Origin of the sequence: Limnobacter sp. MED105 (assembly GCF_000170915.1) — a bacterium.
GTDB lineage: Bacteria > Pseudomonadota > Gammaproteobacteria > Burkholderiales > Burkholderiaceae_B > Limnobacter.
This window is the reverse complement of record NZ_ABCT01000023.1, coordinates 1-16,970: the sequence shown is the minus strand read 5'-3', so window position 1 is coordinate 16,970 and position 16,970 is coordinate 1. Positions and strand designations below refer to the sequence as shown.

Here is a 16,970-nt window from a genome sequence, read left to right as displayed (position 1 = left end):
CTTGGGTTCAATTGTGAGGAAATTAGCATGTCCAAGTATCTACCGCATTTAATACTAACTGCCGGATTGTTGCCGGCAATAGCCACTGCGGCAGAACCTGTGAAACTCACTGAAGACACTTATAAAGCCGACCTTGGGGCTATTGTCGTCCAGATAAATTGGGGTCGTGCCTGGAAGTGCGGCCAGTTCGAGAATGCGCAGCTACAAGCACTTACATTCACTAAGTCGCCTATCGCTGCCGAAACGTCTTCGACTTTGGCGCTTGAACCCCCCTCCAAGTTGTTCGCCGACAATCAATATTTACCTTATGTATTGGTGATCGAACCAGGTGATTATGTGTTGACTGCCTTTGACGTGAAAGTGGCTCGCTCATCGAGTGAGGTCGCTCATATCAAAGGATCTAAAGACGATCTGATCAAGGATGGAAAACCAATTGGTGGATCATTTACAGTGAGCCCTGGCGAAATAGTTTACATAGGTCACTTTGGTCTTGACTGCGGCGCAGAGCCATTCTTGTGGCGAAACTATATCGAGGGCCAGCAAGATTTCGAAAGGTATGTGGCAGGCTTTAGACAAAAGTTTCCGTTCGTAAAAAATGTGCCCGTTCGATTTGGCCTCTTCGAAACAACACTTTTCGGTAACTCATATTCACTCAAAGATCCTGTTGTCAAATGAGGTTCAGTGGGTGCTTCGTAAAGTTCTCGTTCGTGGCTAAGATTTTTTTACAGGAATAATCAGAAACATCTATTTTGTGGACGCGTCTGAAGCATGACTATCGGTCAATCCAATAACCCTTTGCATGGGGTCACACTTGAGGCTGTCGTGGAAAAGCTCGTTGAGTACTACGGCTGGGATGAACTCGCCAATAGAATCAAAATCAATTGTTTCAAGAACGATCCTTCCGTGAAATCCAGCCTGAAGTTTTTACGAAAAACGCCTTGGGCCCGAGAGCAGGTGGAGCAACTATACCTCTCTACATTTGCAGCACAAAGCCATTCAAGAACATGAAGAATCCTTTCGATACCCCTGAAAGTCCAATTCAGAGAATAAAGACTGCTCAGATATGTCCGCATTGTTTTGCGCAGTTGTATTCACTGTGGGGAGAAGATCTTCGCGTGCGCGGACGATGCCCCGAATGCAAAAAACGTGTGTTTAAGTTCTACACAATGATGCTCTCAGGTCGCGAGATAGGGTTGTATTACGTAGCCTCTGCTGCCGCTGTAGTCATTGTTTGGGGCTTGGATTGGTACATCAATTTTCTGGATAATTTTGGTTGATAAAACCGAATGAATTGAAATGGAAACTTCATCATGAATATTGTCAGTAGGTTGTTTTTAGTTGCGACTCTCGGCTTTGCTTTGGCTGGTTGTACCGGCATGATCCGTCAGGTCGATCAAGCAAACATTGAGTCAGTCCGCAAAGTGGTGGTCGTCTCTCAGCTGGGTGATACTTTCATTGGATCCCTGACTGCCACCACAGTATTCGGTAACAGTAGTTACAAAGTAGATGTTGGCGATTGGCAGGTTGACGAAAAACTCGCTGCAAGCGCTGTTGATGCCATTAATCAAAGTGAAAAGCTGAATGCATCAATGTTGGCATCGAGTGCGAAATTGCCTGAGTTACTTAAAGCGGCTGCGGCTAGAAATGCAGATACGTTGCTGGTGGTGACACCGGCTGGCAACAGTAATCAACCCGAGTTCTGGCCCGGTTATGGTTTTAGCAGAAGGACGCTGTTTATGATGGACAGGTCTTGTATCTACAGCTTGTTTGTAACTACGGCTTACAACGTTAAATCAGGAAAGGAAATGGGAATTGCATGGAGCTTTCCGAAGTGGGAAAGCATACCCTGCGATCAAGCCACTGATCTGGTGTGGAAAGACAGCTTCGAGAAGTATTCTGTGAATGAAAAGGAATTGATTCGGAAAGCTGTCATCACAAGTGTCACTAAGAATGCGCGAACATCACTCCAAGGGCTGGGTCTGCTGCCTTGATTTGCTGTACTGACCAAGAATCGGATCTAGAACGACTGCGTAATCTTAAATACGAATTGAAGGAACGGAGATGCTGAATAGGCTAAGTTTTTTGATGTTTTCTGTTGCTTTGCCCATGATCTTACTCGTCGGTTGTAGCACACCACAATCGGTCCCCTTGACTGTGGAAAACAGTTCTTCAATTAAAAATATTTATATTGAAAAGAACGTGCCCAAGCCAAGCGCAATCTATTGGCGCGGAACTACTCAAGCTTGGGGAGGTGCATTGTTTGGCGCGCTTGGTGCTTTTGCTACCGCCGACGCTGGTATGACAGATGCAGAAAAAATGATTAAATTCATGGAGAAACACAAAATTGATATTTCTGAGATCGTCTATTCGGAAGTTTCCAAGCAGACTGCAGCGTTGAAAACTTATCAGATAACCAGTGTTGATAAAAGTGATGCGACCCTGACACTCGCAGTTGATATGTATGGTTTCAATAAAACGCACCCGTTCGGAACTCATATGAATCCGATGATTCGAATGACAGCAAAACTCATCAAGCCGAATAATCAAATCATCTGGCAAGAAAGTGAATTTGTTTCAGATTTTGCCTCTGAGAATGACCAGGGGCAGTCTTTGGAAACTTATCAAAATGAACCTGCCAAGTTGAGAACGGCACTTGCTAAAGCATCGCAAGTGACAGTCAAACGTTTGCTGGCAAAACTGCAATAGTTCTTGGTCTGACCTAATGGATAAAGAGAGCAACTACACACCGAACCATATTCCCGTAAAAGAACGGGTAGAAAACATTATTGGCTCAATCTTTTTTGTAGCGTACGGGGCATATGGCGTGTGGACCAACGATCTTCACTTGGTGTTTGGCAGGCGATCTCCCGGTATTCATCTTCATGATATTGCTGCTTGGCTAATGTTTGCTGCATCGATATGTGGTTGTGTTGTTTTACTCACGGTGGTCGTAGATCACTACGACCAGCGAAACAATGAAACCAACTATAAAAAAATCGCTGATGTCTTTAAAAAATCAGGAATTGCTTTTGCCATTCTGTCCATTCTTGCATGGGCATTAATGGAGATCTTCTGATACTGTGCTCACAGTAACCGCACTTGATTAAAGCCTTATCGCTTGGGTGATGAGTAATAAACCCCCAACGCGCCATCCTCCTCCAGCGTCACCATTCGGTGCGCGTCAATCGACACCACAAACTTTCTCTGCTCCCATTTCCCTTTCCAGGCAGGGTCTTTACATTCCAAAACTCCAGTTTTAACCACGGTTAGCTGCTCACCGTAAGCAGAAAATCCAAGGCCTGTGTTCTCCAATGAAAACTGCAAGCGCTTGCCTTGGCTATCTACAGCCTCTGGGGGCAGGGTCGCATTCATTCGGGTCAGCACATCTTTCAATTGCAGTTCTTCAAGCACGAAGTGCAACTGTCCCTTGGCGCATGCGCCTACTGGCGATGTGTTGTTTTGCGCTGCTTTCAAATCAATGCTTTTTCCAATCTGCGGTTTGAATTGATTGGCCGTGGTTTCAAAACATCCAATCGGGCAGCGAACTTCCAGCAATGTCCAAGCCTTCAGCAAATCAGAGGTTGGGTTTTCTGAAATTGAATTTTCTGAAGCGTGAGTCGATGTAAGGTCCAGCATCAGCGCTGCGGCGACGAAAGCAAGTTTAATCATGTCCATTTCCTTAGCGGCCAATGCTTTGCAGGTAACTCGAGATTGCTTGAGTAGACGAGTACTTGTAGCGAAGAAAGTATTTTGGTCGCTTGGACCAATAACCCGGTTTTGAGAACAACACAAAGCTGACACCAGTAGAACTTTGTGAACCCACCCAGCCGTGTTCGTTTTGAACAATGCCAATGTGATTGACCCCTTTGTAAGGTCCGGTGACTTGCTCTGGAAATATGATCAAGTCGCCAGCCTGTGGTGTGTCAACCTGTTCAAAATGAGGCGATGCCATGTAGCCCGCAACGTTGGTTTTAAAGGCAGCAGCGCGTTCTGGGAAGAGTTGTTCAAACACGTAGGCGACGAACCCTGAACAATCAAATCCGTTTGTGTTTTTACCGCCCCATTTGTAGGGTTTGCCTTCCATAATTTCAAACACTTTGTCGGCACGGTGGGCAATGCCCCTGCCGGTTTGGGCAACATGCTCTTGCATTCAGCTTCTCCTTTTTTGATGTGGAAAAGCAATGTAGAGGCAAGGTGTTGTACTGTCAAAACGCTACCTACTCCGGGTTAGGTTCCAACAAAAAAGCCAGGCACTTTTCAGCACCTGGCTTTCTCAAATCAAACCACTCAAACTTAAGCGGCTTTTACCTTCAAACGCCATGCGTGCAGCAGGGGCTCGGTGTAACCGGCTGGTTGTTCCATGCCTTTGAACACCAGGTCGCATGCAGCCTTGAATGCGGCGGATGTTTCAAAGTTGCCAGCCATGGGCTTGTAGGCGGGGTCGCCAGCGTTTTGCTGGTCAACCACAGCGGCCATGCGCTTCATGGTTTCCATCACTTGCTCTTTGCTCACAATGCCGTGGTGAATCCAGTTGGCAATGTGCTGGCTGGAAATGCGCAGTGTGGCGCGGTCTTCCATCAGGCCCACGTTGTTGATGTCGGGCACCTTGGAGCAACCTACACCTTGGTCAACCCAGCGAACCACATAACCCAAAATACCTTGGGCGTTGTTGTCCAGCTCTTGCTGCTTTTCTGCCTCGCTCCAGTTGGTGTTGGTGGCCACTGGCACTTGCAACAGGTTGGCCAAAATGCCTGGGCGTTCTGCGTCGGCATCAATCTTTTCCAGCTCGGCTTGAACAGCGGCCACGCTCACCTGGTGGTAGTGCATGGCGTGCAATGTTGCAGCAGTTGGGCTGGGTACCCACGCGGTGTTGGCACCGGCTTTGGGGTGGCCAATTTTCTGTTCCAGCATGGCTTTCATCAGGTCGGGCATGGCCCACATGCCTTTACCAATTTGCGCACGGCCTTTCAAGCCACAGCTCAAACCAACCAGCACGTTGTTGCGCTCGTAGGCGGTAATCCATGCGCTGCTCTTCATGTCGGCTTTGCGAATCATGGCGCCTGCGTGCATGGCGGTGTGCATTTCGTCCCCAGTACGGTCCAGGAAGCCTGTGTTAATGAAAGCAACACGGCTGGCTGCGGCAGCAATACAAGCCTTCAGGTTGACTGATGTGCGGCGCTCTTCGTCCATAATGCCCAGCTTCACGGTGCTGTCAGGCAGGCCCAGCAGCTTTTCTACATGGGTGAACAATTCGGCAGCGAAGCCCACTTCAACAGGGCCGTGCATTTTCGGCTTCACGATGTAAACCGAACCTTTGCGGCTGTTGCGAATACCGTTCACGCCATTGCCTTTCAGGTCGTGCAGCGCAATCGTGGTGGTAATCACCGCGTCCATAATGCCTTCGGGAATTTCTTTGTCGCCGCCCCACAAAATTGCGGGGTTGGTCATCAGGTGGCCCACATTGCGCAAGAACAACATGGAGCGGCCATGCATGGTCACTTTCTCGCCATTCACGCCGGTGTACACGCGGTCAGCATTCAAGCCACGTGTGAATGTTTTGCCGCCTTTGCTTACGCTTTCTGTCAGGGTGCCTTTCAAAATACCCAGCCAGTTTTTGTAGGCCACAATTTTGTCTTCGGCGTCTACGGCTGCAACAGAATCTTCCAGGTCCAGAATGGTGGACAGCGCTGCTTCCAGCACCACGTCGGCCACACCGGCTGCGTCGCTCGAACCAATCGGTGTTGAGCGGTTAATAATGATGTCGGCGTGAATGCCGTTGTTCACCAGCAGTACTGAAGAAGGTGCTGCTGCGTCGCCCTGGTAACCCACCAGTTGTGCGGCGTTTTTCAGGCCAACGGTGCTACCGTTCTTCAAGGCAACTTGCAGCTTGCCGCCTGCAATGGCGTAGCCAGTGGCGTCTTTGTGTGATGCGCCTTCCAATGGGAAAGACTGATCCAAAAAGTTGCGTGCAAACTCAATTACTTTTGCACCGCGCACTGGGTTGTAGCCGCCAGCGCGTTCTGCACCGCCTTCTTCGGAAATAACATCAGTGCCGTACAGTGCGTCGTACAGGCTGCCCCAACGTGCGTTGGCTGCGTTCAGGGCGTAGCGTGCGTTCAAAATAGGCACAACCAACTGGGGGCCAGCTTGGGTGGCCAGTTCGCTGTCTACATTGGCGGTGGTGGCTTGCACTTTGGCAGGCTGTTCAACCAGGTAGCCAATCTTTTTCAAGAATTCTTGGTAAGCAGCCATGTCGGCGATGGGGCCGGGGTTGGCTTTGTGCCAGGCGTCCATTTCCAGTTGAATGCGGTCGCGCTCGGCCAGCAGGGCGGCGTTTTTCGGGGCCAGTGTGCTGACGATTTCGTCGAAGCCTTTCCAGAAACCAGCTTGATCAATGCCGGTGCCGGGCAGCACTTCATTGTTGATGAAGTTGTACAGGGGTGTGGCTACTTTCAAGCCATGCACGGTGGTGCGTTCTGTCATTTTAGAAACCTCGGGCTGGGTAGTTAATGCGAAACAGTCGATTGTAAAGGAATTGAGTGTGATTCTGACATGTTTGGAATGGTCATAAGCACAGGCGATTGATCAAGACATCTTTAACTTTTTTGCAAAACTCTGGAAAACCCCAAGTCGATTGCAGCAACGCGGGCTTCAATCCAAATTGTGGGCTGGTTACTATTGGGTAATCGATTCGGGGTAAACATGCGGACTTTTGATTACATCGTAGTGGGGGCGGGCACGGCTGGGGCCTTGATGGCCAACCGGCTCAGTGCCAACCCCAACAATTCAGTGCTGTTGCTGGAAGCGGGCGGTAAAGACAACTACCACTGGATCCACATTCCCGTGGGTTACCTGTATTGCATCGACAACCCGCGCACCGATTGGCGTTTTCGCACCGAGCCCGATGCAGGCCTGAACGGCCGCGCCCTGATTTACCCCCGTGGCAAAACCCTGGGTGGTTGCTCCAGCATCAACGGCATGATCTACATGCGGGGCCAGGCCCGCGATTATGAAAGCTGGGCCGCCCAAACCGGCGACGAGGCCTGGAACTGGAACAATTGTTTGCAAGATTTCCTAGCGCATGAAAGCAACTGGCGTTACGACAACCCGCATGCCGAGTTGGCCGACACAGACCTGCCAAAGTTTCACAGTGGCAAGGGTGAGTGGCGCGTCGAAAAGCAGCGCCTGCGTTGGGAAATTCTGGAAGCGTTTTCTGAAGCGGCGCAGCAGGCAGGCATACCCGCCAGCGACGACTTCAACCGTGGCAATAACTTTGGTGTGGGCTACTTTGAAGTGAACCAGCGCAGCGGCTGGCGGTGGAACACATCCAAAGCCTTCTTGCGCCCCATCCTGAAGCGGCCCAACTTAACCGTGTGGACACAGGCACAAGTTAAAAATTTAATCATCGAACGCAACGCCAGCGGCGAACTGGTGTGCAATGGCGCGCAGGTGGTGAAGGGCGGTGAAGAAGTGGCCGTGAAAGCCGTGCGCGAAACCGTGCTGTGCGCGGGTGCAATTGGCACGCCGCAAATTCTGGAGCTTTCAGGCATAGGGCAGGGCAACCTGCTGCAGCAACACGGCATTGACGTAAAGCTGGACAAACCCGGTGTGGGTGCCAACCTGCAAGACCATTTGCAAATACGCGCCGTGTTCAAAGTGCAGGGCGTTAAAACCTTGAACACGCTGGCCAACAGCCTGTGGGGCAAGGCGCAAATTGGCATGGAATATGTGTTCAAGCGCAGCGGCCCCATGAGCATGGCGCCCTCGCAACTGGGCGCATTCACCAAAAGCAGCGCCGACCGGCCATACCCCAACATTCAGTACCATGTGCAGCCGCTGAGCCTGCCCGCTTTTGGTCAGCCCTTGCACAACTTCAATGCCTTCACAGCCAGTGTGTGTAACCTCAACCCCAGCAGCCGCGGTTCAGTGCATATTAAAAGTGGCCGGTTTGAGGATGCACCCGCCATTGCACCGAATTACCTCAGCACCACTGAGGATCAAAAAGTGGCGGCTGATTCCCTCAGGGTGACGCGCAATATTGCGCAGCAACCCGCCTTGGCCAAGTACAAGCCCGAGGAATTCAAGCCCGGCGTGGAGTTTCAAACCGACGAGGAATTGGTGCGTTTGGCAGGCGACATTGCCACCACGATTTTTCACCCGGTAGGGACTGCAAAAATGGGTGCTGCCAACGACCCGGCTGCGGTGGTGGATTCCCGCTTGCGGGTGATTGGCGTGAAGCACTTGCGCATTGCCGATGCCAGCGTGATGCCTACTATTACCAGCGGCAACACCAACAGCCCCACGCTGATGATTGCCGAGAAGGCAGCGCGGTGGATACTTGAAGGCTGATACACTTCGGGCATTGATTGCAGGGAACAATATGAACGAAGTCATCATCAACAAAGAACCCGTTGAGCTGTACAAAATCCTGAAGTTTCAGGGTTGGTTGTCCAGCGGCGGCGAAGCCAAGAATGTGATCGCCGATGGCCATGTACTGGTCAACGGTCAAATTGAAACCCAGAAACGCAAGAAAATTGTGGGTGGTGATGTAATCGAGTTTGACGGCGTGAAGTACACGGTTAAACTGGGATAAGTGGTTTTTCCCAAAGCAGTTTCAATCAAGGCAGTACGGTCATGGCAGTTAAAGACCAACAAGTTGTAAACCAATCCCAATGTGTTGAAGTGTATTTCGACGGTTCATGCCCCATGTGCCGCCGTGAAATCGCGGTGTATCAAAACATCACACCCGATCAGCCCATTGCCTGGGTTGATGTCTCCAAACCCGATACGCCACTGCCCCAAGGGCAATCCAAAGAACAGCTCATGGCGCGTTTTCACACGCGCACGGCGCAAGGCGAATTGCTCAGTGGTGCCGCGGCTTTTGTGCATGTGTGGGCGCAGTTGCCCGGTTGGCGGGTGTTGGCATGGCTGGCCAAGGTGCCGGGCATGTTGTGGGCCATGGAAAAGGCGTACAACGGCTTCTTGCCGGTCCGCCCTGCCATTCAGCGCTTTGTTTTGAAATTCGACACCAGCCATTTGCCGCCCACTTTGGTGGCCGACCTTCGCACTGACCACGCCGGTGAAACCGGGGCAGTGTGGATTTACAAAGGTATTCTGGCTGTTTCAAAAACCCCTGAAGTTCGCGCATTTGCCAGTGAACACCTGCAAACTGAGCAGCGCCATTTAAACGCCATGAACACGCTGCTGCCGATATTTCGCCGAAGCTGGCTGTTGGTGCCCTGGCGCATTGCAGGCTTCCTCACCGGGGCTTTGCCAGCCTTGTTCGGGCCGGTTGCGGTGTACCGAACCATTGCTGCGGTGGAAACTTTTGTGAACTTGCACTATCAGGAACAAATCGAAAAGCTGACGGCTTTGGGAACCCACCAGGATTTGAAAGCGCAGCTGATTGAGTTTCAACTGGATGAATGCGCGCACCGCGACGAGGCCGCCGCAAAAACAACAAAGCCCGGCGGTTTAATCGCCAGGCTTTGGGTAAGTGCTGTTGGGTCAGGCTCCAAGGTTGCAGTCACCTTGGCGCGTTTTATCTAATTACTCAAGCAGCCAATGCAGGTTTTTGAACCTGGCGAACCAGTGCTTGCAAGCGCTTGCGCTGCAGGCGCATTTCAACTTCCATGGCTTTGAATTTTGCTTTGTAGGCCGCCAGGGTTTCGCCGTTCTTGATGGCGTTTTTCGTGTCTTGGTACCAGGCTTCTTTCAGTTTGGCCCAGTCTTGCAAGGCCTTGCTGTAGTGCTCATATTCCTGCGCAAGGCGGGCTTTCATGGCTTCAACATGCGCATGCATTGCGGTGGGCTGTGCCTGCATTTTTTCTTCGGCACGCTTGAATTGCATCGCGATGCGTGCTTTTTCAATGGCGAACTTGTCGCAGCGCTTCAGGTTCTTGGTCAGGCCAACAAACGACAAGCCTGCGATCAGCCATTTGGTGGGGTCGATGTGATACCACTTGATGCCGTTGCGATAGTCGTATTGAAACAGGTGGTGGTAGTTGTGATAACCCTCACCGTACGTAAAAATCGCCAGGAAATCGTTGTCGCGCGCGGTGTTCTCGTCGGTGTAAGGGCGGCGGCCCCAAATGTGCGCCAGCGAATTGATGAAGAAGGTGGTTTGGTGGCACCACACCAGGCGCAGCAAACCGCCCAGCAGCATCACGCCCCACAAGTCGCCAACCAGGTAACCAATCAAGGCAGGGAACAGAAAGTTGATGCCCAAGGCCAGCGCCGTGTAGTGCTTGTGCTGGAACATCACCAGTGGGTCTTTCAACAGGTCGGGTGAATTGCTGAGGTCTTCCTTGCCTGATTCGTATTTGCGAATCATCCAGCCCATGTGCGAGAACCAGAAGCCACGCTTGGCCGAGTAGGGGTCGTGCTCGGTGTCGTCTACATGGCGGTGGTGCGTGCGGTGGCCCGAAGCCCAAATCAAGATGCTGTTTTGTACGGCCATGGTGCCGAAGAACATCAACACGAAGCGAACTGACCAGTGGGCTTCGTAGGTGCGGTGGGCCCACAGGCGGTGGTAACCGGCGGTAATCGAAATGCCATTCAGAATGGCCAACACCACGAAAGACACCCAGGCAGCCGTGCTGTAGTCGTTGTACCAAGCGTAGGCAGGTACAAGAATAAGTGCAGCAATGGTGGTTCCAAACAGGGTAATTGCGCCGGGCCAGTGGATCGGGCTATTGGGGTCAACTCGAGTGGTCATTGAAGATTGGTTTTTACCAGTTGGTTCAAAGGATGTGGGAATCATACTGATGATTTCGCTTCCGAAAAACCCAAATTTAAATATTTAATAATTGTTCTTGATTGTTGAGGTTCGGCCGCAACGAAATCATAAATTTCGAAGCGGCGAAAGTTAACACTTGTGCACTCAATATTTAAAAACTGTCAGCAAATTACCAAGTCGTTTGTTAATTGGCGCCAGTCAGCTCGCCACCCAGTACATTGATCAAACCAGGAATCAGTTTGCGCAGTTCACCGGTCATTAGGGCGAAGTCGGAGTCAAATGCGTCGTCGTCGGCACTTAAGGCAGCCTGTTCCTTAATCACATCCAAAGGCGCAACCCGTTTCACCTGCAGGTTTTCATGCAGCACAAAGGAAACTTTGTCAGCCCAGGTCATGGCAAGTTTGGTGACGTCCTTTCCGCCTTTGATGTGCTTTGCAATTTCCTCCGATTCCAGCGAGTGCTTTACATAGCGCACAGTGGCCGCTTGTTCGCCGCGGCTTTTCAGTTCGCAATCCTGGTCTACGGTAAAGGGGGGTGGGTTGTCGTTCTCGGCCAGCCAGGCGGTCATGGCCACGGTGGGCGATATTTTGGTTTTGACCAAGGCCATGGCCACACCTTCCACGCTTTTCATCAGCATGCCGATCAGCTCATCGGCCTTGGCCGGGCTGGCTGCATCAATTACCAGCCACTTGCCCTCAAGGTCGATCCAGGCATTGATTCGGCTGCGAATGGCAAATGCGCGTGGCAGCAGTTCGTCGGTTACGGCTTCCTTGATTTCTTTCATTTGCTTGCGACCGGGTTTGTACCCTTCGCGTTCTTCAATTTCTGTAGCGCGTGCTTTGGTGAATTGGTTGATCACCGTGCTGGGCAACAGCTTTTTTTCAAGGCCCAGTGAAATCAGCAATTGTTGGCCACTGCGGTGTACAAACGGTTCGCCTTCGGCTTTTGGGGATACCCAGCCGCGCGTCTGCAAATCCATACCACCGCAGGCTTGCAGCGCTTGTTTGGCCAGTTTGTCTTCCAGCGATTCGGGGGTTTCTTCCCATTTGGTAAGGCGAAAGATGAACAGGTTTTTAAACCACATGGCTTTGCTCGTTGAAATAGAAAAAGGGCTGGCAGTGTAACGCAAAAAACCAAGGTGCAGCCAGTCGGCTTGAAGCCCGCCCAATGCCTGAACAAATTTTCACCGGCCTTTCTATTTGATAGTAGTATTTCGATACGCTGTCATCAAAATACTCACAACATAGTCGGTACAACCGAATGCGCCTTACGCCGTTTCGCTGGATTTGGGTTTTGTGCCTGCTGCCTTTGGCAAGCAGTTGCAGCACGCCGCCTCAGCGCGATTTCGCCGATACCCTCAGCATGTTCGAAGAGCTTCGTCAACAATACGACGTGCCATATTCCCGAATGGGTTTTCAGAAAAGCCCTCTGTTTGCCTTTGCCAAAGGCAAAACACAGATTGTGATTGACGAGGCCTTTTCCGAGGGGCTTAGCGACGCAGCACTGCGTTATGTTTTTGTGCATGAACTGGTGCACCTGAAATACGACGACCCTCGGCGTGGGTATGATTTGTTGAAACGCATTCACCAAACCAACGCCAAAGACACCGAACTGATGAACAATGCCTTCATGACGCTTTTGGGCGCCTATGGTCAAGACCCTGAATTTAAAGGCTTTCTTGATCAAGTTGAAACACGGGCCAACCACTATGCAGCACAGCATTTGATTGATCGTGGCGAAAACCCCTGCAAGGCCATTGCAGAAATTGAACAGTACACCAGTGCACGCTTTCGGTTTGGCACTGAAGACCTGTGCAAATGATCCAACTGCCCGAACGCATTGTTTGCCTCACCGAGGAAACCACCGAGTGGCTTTACCTGCTGGGTGAAGAACATCGAATTGTCGGCATTTCAGGCTACACCGTGCGCCCTCGCAAGGCCCGCCTTGAAAAACCCAAAGTAAGCGCGTTTCTAACCGCCAAGATTGATCAAATACTGGCCCTGAAGCCCGATTGCGTATTCGGTTTTTCTGATTTGCAGGCTGACATTGCCAGCGCGCTGATTCGCCATGGCGTGCAAGTAACGGTTTTCAACCAACGCTCGGTGCCCGAAATTTTCAGCATGATGTACCAGGTGGCAGCCACCGTGGGCGCGGGCGAGAAGGGCCTGCAACTGATTGCTGAAATTCAGGCGAAAGTGGAAGCCATTCGGGCTGAAACCAGGCAGTGGCCCCGGCGTCCCAAGGTGTATTTTGAGGAATGGGACGAGCCACCAATCAGCGCAATTCAGTGGGTAAGCGAGTTAATTGGTATTGCCGGGGGCGACGATTGTTTCCCGGAACTAGCCACGCAAAGCCTGGGCAAGAACCGCATTATTGCTGACAGCAGCGAGATTGTTCGCCGCAACCCCGACATTATTATTGGTTCGTGGTGTGGCAAAAAGTTTCGCCCCGAAACCGTGGCTGCGCGGGCAGGCTGGAGCGATGTAAATGCGGTGAAGCACCAGCAAATTTTCGAGGTGAAGTCGCCTTTGATTTTGCAGCCGGGGCCAGCAGCGCTGACCGACGGCCTTGCTGCGCTGCATGAAATTATTCGTCAGTGGCAAACCCAGCAGCACAGGAATGGCTTGTAATTTTGTACAGAAGTTGTAATGTTGAGTGCCAAGGTGCGGAGGACTGCAGCATGACTCTACTCAACCCCACAAAGCCAAGGCTTGCAACCCGAATACTGGCGGTGATTTTTACCATGGTGGCTGTGTTGGTCATCAGCTTCTGCGCCGCGGTCATGTCGATCATCTACATGCATGCCGATGAAAACGGCATGGTTCCACAGGCGTTTTCGCTCAGCAATCAGCTGTCTCAACCCATTATCACCATACTGCCACCTCAGCAGCCAGGCTCCAACGCGCCCAGCCACAAAGCACCCCAGTACAATATTTAAAAAACAATCTGCTCGGGGTGTGGGCCAATTTCATGCCGGTTGGGTTGGGCATCCAGAATTTTGACCTGTGCAGGATCGAAGCTGGCAATGAAGTGGTGCTTGCCAGCAGGCGTGGTGGTAAAGGCCACTGGGTGTACTAGCACCGAGCATTGCAACAGGTCGAACACCACGGGCAAATGCTCCGGGCATTCCGGCATAAAGCGAAAGGGTTTGCGCCAGTCGATTTCGTCTTCAGGCATTTTTTTGAATACGCTACACGCGCGGTAAATGTCGGCCACTTCTGACACTACTTCTTTCGACACGCGCGACAAATTCACAAATTGGGTTCCACTTTCTTCACCCAGGTCTTCAAGGTGCACTACGCCGGGTTTGCGCGGCGTTTCAATACCAACTGTGATGGTTGCTGTGGAAAAGTAGTGACCTGCTTTTTGCGCCTGCGCCAAAAGTTCACCCAAGGCCATGTAGGCATTGCGGTTGCCGTACAGGGCATTGAAAAAGTTTTTCGGAATGCGGCCTGCAACGGGCAATTTGTAATCAGAAAGTTTCAACTGGCTGGGTGGGGCCTTGGGGCCGCTCCACACAGCAATCAGTTGACCTCGGTGTAATCCATGTTGTGTTCATGACGCCATGTGTTTGTATTTAAGTGGGTACTTCTGAATCAACAGCTTTACTGCGTCTATATCGCTCAACGGCGGCACTTGGTTACGTGCCCGGTATTCTTGGTGAACAATGTCCAGCCACAAATAACAAACTTCGGGTTCTTCCATTCCGCTGGCCAGCATATGGCGCAGCCTTTCCAGCACAATGCCCACTTGCGGTGTGGCGTTGCCAGAACCGTTCAACCACCGGTAACCTGAACCTGCACTTCGACCCAACAATTGCCCAAAAGTGCTTTCAGTAACCTTGGTTTTTCCGAACACCCGTTGAAACATTTTGTAGGTGTCTTCCAGGCTGAGTTCGTTGTTCAAGGGAACCAGCGACTCATGGGTTTCGTACAACCTTAAAATTAATGCAACCGTGGGATCGAGCAGTTCATCGCTAGAATTTCCCTCGGGCGGGCGAACAATTGAATTGAATTTCGCCTGGGTACTGATACCAAACAAGGCGCACATTTTAGACACAGTTAACCCGTATTTCTGCTTGAACAGGTTGAGGTATGCACCTGTGCGTGGCTTGTTTTTATTGTTAATTTGAGGCATGGCGCGTGATAAAGCAATCTCGTGGGTTAATGATGATACGGAATCAAGACTCTCAAATTGTAATTTGAGTTGAAAATCATTATTTAACACAAATAGACAACGTATCATGTCGCTTTGTGGTTGACTCGAAGTCGCTCAAGTTAATGAATTTAATCACTATTTCGAGCGCCACCGGGTGGCATGATCGCGAATGTCGAAATGTACATGGCTTCTGTAAACACCAACCCCCCCGAATGCGGGGTACTGTAGGATTTTAGCCAATTGATCAATATTCACACCAAGCGGTTTGATGTCCATGGCGTAAAACTGCCCATGTTCGTCGGGCAAATGGCGTGAGTTTCGGGCTGCACCTTCGGTGATGGAATTGGTGTGATGGGTTCGCAAACCCGAAGTCACTTCAAACACGGTGTAGGCATGGTGCTCTGCCAAAACAACCTGGGCCCATGCGGCCAGTTGCAGCATTTCAACATTGGGTACGCCCACCCGGTTGGCCCTAACATCGCGAAGCATCCAGGCGGCTGTACGAAAACCATCGGGAGTGCTGAAATCAATTTGAAAGCGGTCAGAACCGCGTTGAATATCCAGCAAGGTGTAGCTTGGGGTTTGCGTGGCCCACGCCAGTTTGTCGAAGTGAGCCGCCAGCGAAACTGAACTTGCTGCAGCCAGAAACTGTCGCCTGTTCATGATTAAGGCACCGCGGGCGGGGTGCAGGCCTGGTTACCGTTTTGGCAGCAGCTGCTGAGAATGGACAACTGCGCGGGCGGGTTGGCATTGGGGTTGTACACGCAGCGAATAAAGGCACTGCCGCCGCCGCCTGCACCGCCACCTGTGTCGGCATCGACCGCAACAAAGCGATAGCCCACTGGCGTGTCGTTGAAAATTACGGTGGTGCATGAATTGCTGCTTTCCACCCAGTTCAAGGTTCGGTTGCCTCGGCAAAAATCAACATCGGCAATCGGGTTGCGTACATCGTACCGCGAGGCCAGGGCACCCACGCGCACGCCGGGTATGCCGGCAGGTGTGTTGGCGTCATTCGCGCCATCGCCGTCGATGTCTAGCGCCACTGTGAAGTTGCCGCCAGCACTGGTGGCGGGGGTGTCGGCTTGCAGTGTCACAAAGCCGTTACCGCCCATAAAGCTAAGCATGTCGCCAGCAATGTCGTTGTCGAATTCGCCGGCGGCACCGTCTTGCCCGCCAATCGTGACAGGTTGGCTTAGGGTGATGTAGCCCTCAATGCGGCAATTGTCGGCTGCCATGGAGCAGCCTGCCGGCAAAATTGACAGGCGTGTAATAAATTGACCGTTCGAGGCCGCGGGGCGATTCACGAAACTGGCTGGCAACAGGCCCACGTCGATCAGGTTTTCAATGGTGGGGGTTAGTTTGCTGCCCTCATTGCCTGTGACGGGATCTTCCGGAATGGTGACATCGGTGATGCCGTCATTGTTCAAATCAACTTGTAAATCGCCGGGGGCAGAAATGCCGCGCCGGTACAAGTCGGTATAAGAATTCAATGCGTCGCCCACCTGGTTGAGTTGATCAGCCTGGATTTTCGCGACAGAGGATTTTGCAGAACGTGCTTGTTGCTGAACCACAGCGAAGGCAATGATGGCACTGATGATCAGCACCAGCGCCAACTCGATGCTGAGAAAGCCAGTGTGCCGGGTGTTGCTGTGTTTCAGTGAGTCAAGCATGGGTAATTCGCCTTGATTCAAATGAACAAGGGGGCAAAGTTGCCCCCTTGTTGGACTTCATGAGATGGGATTAACGACGGCCGAAGGTCATTACCAAGTCAACGGCAGCAGTACCGTCACCGCAGATCAGTGTCGTTTGATCAAGAGTTAATTGACCGTTAGTTACTGTTTGAGGGTCTCCAAGACCGTCAACAGTCGTAACGCCATTTGCCACTGCCAGTGCGATATCGGAGCATTGATCGCCTTCAACGTTTGGCCAAGTGAGAACTGCCAAGTTATCGTCAGTGGCATCCACAGCCAAGATGATTTGTTCGCCATAACTGTTAACAACATCATTAGATGTCAATATTGCAAGTTGAGCAGCAACATCGTTGTCCAATCCCGTGTAACCAGTTGTCGAACCA

General features: G+C 51.5%; 21 protein-coding genes. 11 read left to right on the top strand and 10 right to left on the bottom strand.

Annotated elements, in window-relative coordinates:
• The first annotated feature begins 27 nt into the window (after positions 1-27).
• From LMED105_RS14725 to LMED105_RS14700, 5 genes are all read left to right on the top strand, one after another.
• Complete coding sequence (locus LMED105_RS14725) at positions 28-675, top strand: hypothetical protein (RefSeq protein ID WP_156799721.1); 648 nt, start codon at positions 28-30, stop codon at positions 673-675.
• A 93-nt stretch (positions 676-768) separates the two neighbouring features.
• On the top strand, positions 769-1,008 hold the full coding sequence (locus tag LMED105_RS14720) for a VF530 family DNA-binding protein (RefSeq protein ID WP_008252824.1): 240 nt from the start codon (positions 769-771) through the stop codon (positions 1,006-1,008).
• A 302-nt stretch (positions 1,009-1,310) separates the two neighbouring features.
• Positions 1,311-1,991 carry a hypothetical protein gene (locus tag LMED105_RS14710; protein ID WP_040513674.1) on the top strand — a complete coding sequence of 227 codons (681 nt, stop codon included), beginning with the start codon at positions 1,311-1,313 and terminating at the stop codon, positions 1,989-1,991.
• A 70-nt stretch (positions 1,992-2,061) separates the two neighbouring features.
• Positions 2,062-2,706 carry a hypothetical protein gene (locus LMED105_RS14705; RefSeq protein ID WP_156799720.1) on the top strand — a complete coding sequence of 215 codons (645 nt, stop codon included), beginning with the start codon at positions 2,062-2,064 and terminating at the stop codon, positions 2,704-2,706.
• A 16-nt stretch (positions 2,707-2,722) separates the two neighbouring features.
• Complete coding sequence (locus tag LMED105_RS14700) at positions 2,723-3,076, top strand: hypothetical protein (RefSeq protein ID WP_008252820.1); 354 nt, start codon at positions 2,723-2,725, stop codon at positions 3,074-3,076.
• 35 nt (positions 3,077-3,111) lie between these two features.
• Here LMED105_RS14700 and LMED105_RS14695 read toward each other — a convergent pair whose 3' ends face one another.
• The 3 genes from LMED105_RS14695 to LMED105_RS14685 all read right to left on the bottom strand — a co-directional run bounded on the left by LMED105_RS14695 (position 3,112) and on the right by LMED105_RS14685 (position 6,483).
• On the bottom strand, positions 3,112-3,669 hold the full coding sequence (locus LMED105_RS14695) for a hypothetical protein (RefSeq protein ID WP_156799719.1): 558 nt from the start codon (positions 3,667-3,669) through the stop codon (positions 3,112-3,114).
• Positions 3,670-3,679: 10 nt separating this feature from the next.
• Positions 3,680-4,150 (bottom strand): NlpC/P60 family protein, encoded by a 471-nt coding sequence (locus tag LMED105_RS16565; RefSeq protein ID WP_008252816.1) that lies wholly within the window; start codon positions 4,148-4,150, stop codon positions 3,680-3,682.
• Between the two features lie 143 nt (positions 4,151-4,293).
• Positions 4,294-6,483, bottom strand: coding sequence for a malate synthase G (locus tag LMED105_RS14685; RefSeq protein ID WP_008252814.1), 2,190 nt, complete (start codon positions 6,481-6,483; stop codon positions 4,294-4,296).
• A gap of 219 nt (positions 6,484-6,702) precedes the next feature.
• On the opposite strand from LMED105_RS14685, the gene LMED105_RS14680 reads away from it, so the two are divergent.
• Genes LMED105_RS14680 through LMED105_RS17060 form a run of 3 tightly spaced genes read left to right on the top strand, consistent with a single transcriptional unit; the run spans position 6,703 to position 9,549 of the window.
• Positions 6,703-8,349, top strand: a complete 1,647-nt coding sequence (locus tag LMED105_RS14680) for a GMC family oxidoreductase (protein WP_008252812.1) — start codon at positions 6,703-6,705, stop codon at positions 8,347-8,349.
• 31 nt (positions 8,350-8,380) lie between these two features.
• Positions 8,381-8,593 carry an RNA-binding S4 domain-containing protein gene (locus tag LMED105_RS14675; protein ID WP_040513673.1) on the top strand — a complete coding sequence of 71 codons (213 nt, stop codon included), beginning with the start codon at positions 8,381-8,383 and terminating at the stop codon, positions 8,591-8,593.
• A 41-nt stretch (positions 8,594-8,634) separates the two neighbouring features.
• On the top strand, positions 8,635-9,549 hold the full coding sequence (locus LMED105_RS17060) for a demethoxyubiquinone hydroxylase family protein (RefSeq protein ID WP_008252807.1): 915 nt from the start codon (positions 8,635-8,637) through the stop codon (positions 9,547-9,549).
• A gap of 4 nt (positions 9,550-9,553) precedes the next feature.
• Here LMED105_RS17060 and LMED105_RS14665 read toward each other — a convergent pair whose 3' ends face one another.
• Together LMED105_RS14665 and LMED105_RS14660 are read right to left on the bottom strand one after the other, a co-directional pair.
• Complete coding sequence (locus LMED105_RS14665; protein ID WP_040513687.1) at positions 9,554-10,717, bottom strand: fatty acid desaturase; 1,164 nt, start codon at positions 10,715-10,717, stop codon at positions 9,554-9,556.
• Positions 10,718-10,922: 205 nt separating this feature from the next.
• On the bottom strand, positions 10,923-11,822 hold the full coding sequence (locus LMED105_RS14660) for a recombination-associated protein RdgC (protein ID WP_040513684.1): 900 nt from the start codon (positions 11,820-11,822) through the stop codon (positions 10,923-10,925).
• A 176-nt stretch (positions 11,823-11,998) separates the two neighbouring features.
• Between LMED105_RS14660 and LMED105_RS14655 the strand changes: the two genes are divergently transcribed.
• The 3 genes from LMED105_RS14655 to LMED105_RS14645 are packed head-to-tail and all read left to right on the top strand — an operon-like array spanning position 11,999 to position 13,676.
• Positions 11,999-12,559 carry a recombination associated protein gene (locus LMED105_RS14655; protein ID WP_008252801.1) on the top strand — a complete coding sequence of 187 codons (561 nt, stop codon included), beginning with the start codon at positions 11,999-12,001 and terminating at the stop codon, positions 12,557-12,559.
• Positions 12,556-13,368, top strand: coding sequence for a cobalamin-binding protein (locus LMED105_RS14650; protein WP_008252798.1), 813 nt, complete (start codon positions 12,556-12,558; stop codon positions 13,366-13,368). Before LMED105_RS14655 ends, LMED105_RS14650 begins: the two co-directional genes overlap by 4 nt.
• 50 nt (positions 13,369-13,418) lie before the next feature.
• Positions 13,419-13,676: a hypothetical protein gene (locus tag LMED105_RS14645; protein WP_008252796.1), complete on the top strand. Its 258-nt coding sequence runs from the start codon at positions 13,419-13,421 to the stop codon at positions 13,674-13,676.
• Here LMED105_RS14645 and LMED105_RS14640 read toward each other — a convergent pair.
• From LMED105_RS14640 to LMED105_RS14620, 5 genes are all read right to left on the bottom strand, one after another.
• Positions 13,673-14,224 carry a hypothetical protein gene (locus LMED105_RS14640; RefSeq protein WP_232222765.1) on the bottom strand — a complete coding sequence of 184 codons (552 nt, stop codon included), beginning with the start codon at positions 14,222-14,224 and terminating at the stop codon, positions 13,673-13,675. The genes LMED105_RS14645 and LMED105_RS14640 overlap by 4 nt on opposite strands.
• A 69-nt stretch (positions 14,225-14,293) precedes the next feature.
• Positions 14,294-14,875, bottom strand: coding sequence for a hypothetical protein (locus tag LMED105_RS14635; RefSeq protein WP_008252788.1), 582 nt, complete (start codon positions 14,873-14,875; stop codon positions 14,294-14,296).
• A gap of 156 nt (positions 14,876-15,031) precedes the next feature.
• Complete coding sequence (locus LMED105_RS14630) at positions 15,032-15,559, bottom strand: D-Ala-D-Ala carboxypeptidase family metallohydrolase (RefSeq protein ID WP_008252787.1); 528 nt, start codon at positions 15,557-15,559, stop codon at positions 15,032-15,034.
• Positions 15,560-15,561: 2 nt separating this feature from the next.
• Entirely contained in the window at positions 15,562-16,566 is a 1,005-nt protein-coding gene (locus LMED105_RS14625) for a hypothetical protein (protein ID WP_008252781.1), read from the bottom strand.
• Between the two features lie 70 nt (positions 16,567-16,636).
• The coding region (locus LMED105_RS14620; protein ID WP_008252779.1) for a hypothetical protein at positions 16,637-16,970 on the bottom strand (334 nt) is incomplete at its 5' end.